Genomic DNA, 4,207 nt, shown 5'->3' with positions numbered 1-4,207 from the left:
GCGCCCCACCCTCCCATGACCCCGCCCGGCCCGTCCCCAGGGGAGATTGATCAATGGCATTGGGTTCGCTGCTTCCCGACCTCCTGCCCGGAGGTTCCGGCCGCACCCCGCTGATCGAACGGGTCGCGCGGTGGGCGGAGGAGAAGCCGGACGCTCCGGCCTACACCTTCGTCGACTACTCGACCGACCCGTCCGGTGCCCACATCACGTTGACCTGGGCCGGAACGGACCGGCGCGCACGGGCGACGGCCTCGACGCTCCGGCAGGTCAGCGGGCCGGGGGAACGGGCCGCGCTGCTGCTGCCGCAGACCCTCGACTACATGATGACCATGCTCGGCGCCATGTACGCCCACGTCATCGCGGTGCCGCTGTTCTCGCCCGACCTCCCCGGCCACGCCGACCGGCTGATCGGCGCCTACACCGACGCGGAGCCCGCGGTCATCGTCACGACGCGCGACGCACTCCCGCACGTGGAGAAGTTCCTGGCCGACCACGACGTCCCGCAGCCGAAGGAGATCGTGTTCGCCGAGGAGGTCGACCTCTCCCTGGCCGAACGCTGGGAGGACGAGCCGATCGCGTTCGACGACCTCGCCTACCTCCAGTACACGTCGGGCTCTACCCGCCGCCCAGCCGGAGTGGAGATCACCCACGGGAACGTGACGGCGAACGCCGCGCAGCTCTGGGCCGGATGGGCCCCGAAGAAGCCCGATCCAGAGCTGGTCAGCTGGCTGCCCCTGTTCCATGACATGGGCCTCATCTCGACGATGGCCCTGCCCTTGGTGCACGGTGACCACGCCATCTACACCGACCCCGTCTCGTTCATCATGAATCCGATGCGGTGGCTCCGGCTCATCTCGGAACGTCCTGGCAAGAACGTCTACACGGCGGGGCCGAACTTCGCCTACGAGTACGCCGCGTCACAGGCGACACCGGAGAAGATCGCCGACCTGGACCTGTCCGGGCTGACGACATGCCTGAACGGCGCGGAACCGATCCGCACGTCCACGCTGTCGATGTTCGCGGACGCGTTCGCGGCGGCGGGGCTGCGTCCGGGCGCGCAGGCGCCCGGGTACGGGCTGGCGGAGGCGACCGTGTTCGTCACCGCGGCGGCCGAGGACACCCCGCCGAAGGTCGTCCACGGTGACCGGGACATGCTCACCAAGGGCGAGCTACGGCTGTGCGACGAGGATTTCGAGCGGGCCAGCGCCCTGGTCTCGTGCGGCCGGCCCAGCGGGCAGATCGTCGCGATCGTCGACCCGGACACGCACACCGAGCGGCCGGACGGCATGGTCGGTGAAATCTGGGTCCACGGACCGAACACCGCCTCCGGCTACTGGCGCAACTCTGAACGCAGCCAGGACACCTTCGGAGGCGAACTGTCCGGGGCCACGGATCTGCCGTCAGGGCCTTGGATGAAGACCGGTGACTACGGTGTCGTCCACGAGGGCGAGCTGTACGTGACAGGTCGCATCAAGGATCTCATCATCGTGGACGGCCGCAACCACTACCCACAGGACATCGAAGTCACCGCGCAGGGGGCGCACCCGGCGATCCGCCCCGATCACGTCGCCGCGTTCGCGCTGTCTGGCGAGGAGACCGAGCGACTGGTGGTCGTCGCCGAGCGCAACCGCCGGGTTCCGCTCGGACGGCTGGACCCGCACGAGGTGGAGTCGGCCGTTAGAGGCGCCATCAATGTCGAGCACGAGATGAGCGTCCACGAGTTCGTGTTGATCGAACCGGGTGGCGTGTCCCGTACGTCCAGCGGAAAGATCGCACGCGCGGCCACCCGGCAGCGTTACCTTGACGGCGGCCTGCCAACGACAGACGCTCGTCTGGCGTCTCGTAAGTAGCGCTTGACGGTCACCCGTCCTCCGATGGACGAGCGCGGTGACGAAACAGGAGGAACATGCTTTCGGGGCTGGGTCGTCTCATTGACCGGCGACGCTGGACCAGCCTTGCTCTGATCGTGCTCATGACGTGCGTGGCGGGCGTCTGGGGCCTCGGCGTGTTCTCCAAGTTCAAGGAGGGCGGCTTCGAGGACCCGAACGCGTCCTCCACCCTCGTCGCCAAGCTCGGCGCCACCTACTTCGGCAGCACCAACCCCGACGTCCTCGTCCTCTACAGCAGCGACACCATGACGGTGGACGATCCGCGCTACCAGGCGAACGTCGTCACGACCATCGCGCGGCTGCCCAAGGCCCAGGTCGAGGAGATCGTCTCCTACTGGTCGTTCAACGGTAAGGCCGCGGACTCGTTCGCGTCCCACGACAGGCGCTCGACGTTCGTCGCGGTGAAACTCCATGGCGACGACGGCGCGACCCAGATAGAGAACTACCACGCCATCAAGGAGCGTCTGGCCGCGCCTGGGCTGAAGGTCCAGTACGGCGGAGCCATTCCCCTCGGCGAAGAGTTCGGCCAGCAGGTCGTCAACGACATCATCCGCGCCGAGCTCATCACCGCGCTGCCCCTGCTCATCCTGCTCGTCATCCTGTTCGGCGCGCTCACCGCCTCGTTCCTGCCGCTCATCGTGGCCCTGTTCTCGATGATCGGCGGCCTGGCCGTCCTGCACGTGGTCACCTACACCACCGACGTGACGTCCTTCGCCCTGGAAGTCGTCACGATGATGGGCGTCGGCCTATCCATCGACTACTCGCTGTTCATCATCAGTCGCTTCCGCGAGGAACTCCAGCGCGACATGACCGCGCAGGGGATCGTGGCGGACAAACCCTGGAAACGAGAACGCGACAGGAAGTCTCGCAAGGCCGCGAAGAAGGCGTACAGGGCGGCGTTGCGTCCACTGCGGCAGCGCGCCCTGTCCGCCACCATGGCGACCGCAGGCCGCACCATCGTGGTCAGCGGCATCACCGTGTCGGCCGCCCTCGCGGGGCTTCTGCTCTTCCCGCAGATGTTCCTCCGGACGATCGGCCTGGCGGGCATCGCCACCGTCATGGTCGCCGTCTTCGGCGCCACCGTCCTGCTGCCCACGCTCTTGGCGCTCCTAGGCCCGCGCGTCGAATTCGGCAGGATGCCATGGCGGCGACCCACGTCCAAGCGCGCGCAGCGGGATCCCGACAGCGGCTTCTGGTACCGCCTCGGCCACAGCGTGATGAAGCATCCGCTGCCGTACTTCGCGATCGTCCTCGTCATCCTGGGCGTCATGTTCGGGCCCTTCCTGAACGTTCAGTTCGGCAGCGTGGACGCCCGCGTCCTGCCCAAGGACAGCCCCACACGGACCGTGGTGGAGACCGTCAAGCAGAACTTCCCCAACGGGTCCGCCGAACCCATCGACGTCGTCGTCTCCGGTGACCTCATCCCGCGTAACTGGACGCCGGAGGGCGACGAACCCATCCCGCCCTACCTGGAAGAGTTCAGGAAGAAGCTGGGATCGCTTCCCGGCGTGTCCGAATCGCAGTTCACCGGATACTCCGGCACGTACGGCGGTGTGCGAATCTCCGTCACGCACCAGTACGAGCCCATGGACCAGCGTGCCCAGGACCTCGTCACGGACATCCGCGGCATGCACCTGGCCAAGGACGGCTACCCGCTGCACATCGACGTCGGCGGCAGCACGGCCGCGCAGATGGACCTGATGTCCAGCCTGATGGAGACCCTGCCCAAGATGGCGCTCGTCGTCGGGATCGCCACGTTCATCCTGCTGTTCATGTTCTTCGGCTCGATCGTGCTGCCGCTGAAGGCCATCGCGATGAACGTCCTGTCGATCGGCGCCTCGTTCGGCGCGATCGTGTGGGGCTTCCAGTACGGCCACCTCGCGGGCATCCTCGACTTCACCCCCACCGGCGGCGTCGAGGCCACCAGCATGATCCTCATCCTCGCGGTCGTGTTCGGCCTGTCCATGGACTACGAGGTCTTCCTGCTCAGCCGCATCCGCGAGGAATGGGACCTCACCCACGACAACCGCGCCGCGGTCGCGCGCGGCATGCAGCACACCGGCGGCATCATCACCAGCGCCGCCCTGCTCTTCCTCGTCGTCATCGGCGCGTTCAGCACGGCCGGTATCACCGTCGTCAAGCTCATCGGCGTCGGCATGTTCGTCGCCGTCGTCGTGGACGCCCTGCTCGTCCGCTCCCTCCTCGTCCCGGCCACGATGCGCTTCATGGGCGCCGCCAACTGGTGGCTCCCGGGCTTCCTCTCCGGCCTGCACGCCCGGATGGACCTACGCGAACGCAGCACCGCCTTGACCCCGTCC

General features: G+C 67.5%; 2 protein-coding genes. Both read left to right on the top strand.

The annotated features are described in order from the left end of the window. Positions 1 to 53 precede the first annotated feature (53 nt). On the top strand, positions 54 to 1,850 hold the full coding sequence (locus E1281_RS38135; RefSeq protein WP_131884565.1) for a fatty acyl-AMP ligase: 1,797 nt from the start codon (positions 54 to 56) through the stop codon (positions 1,848 to 1,850). A gap of 122 nt (positions 1,851 to 1,972) precedes the next feature. Then, the coding region (locus E1281_RS38130) for an MMPL family transporter (protein ID WP_243717785.1) at positions 1,973 to 4,207 on the top strand (2,235 nt) is incomplete at its 3' end.

The organism is Actinomadura sp. KC345 (assembly GCF_004348515.1).
GTDB lineage: Bacteria > Actinomycetota > Actinomycetes > Streptosporangiales > Streptosporangiaceae > Spirillospora.
Note: the sequence above shows the minus strand (reverse complement) of the source record. Positions and strands in the feature narration are given on the sequence as shown.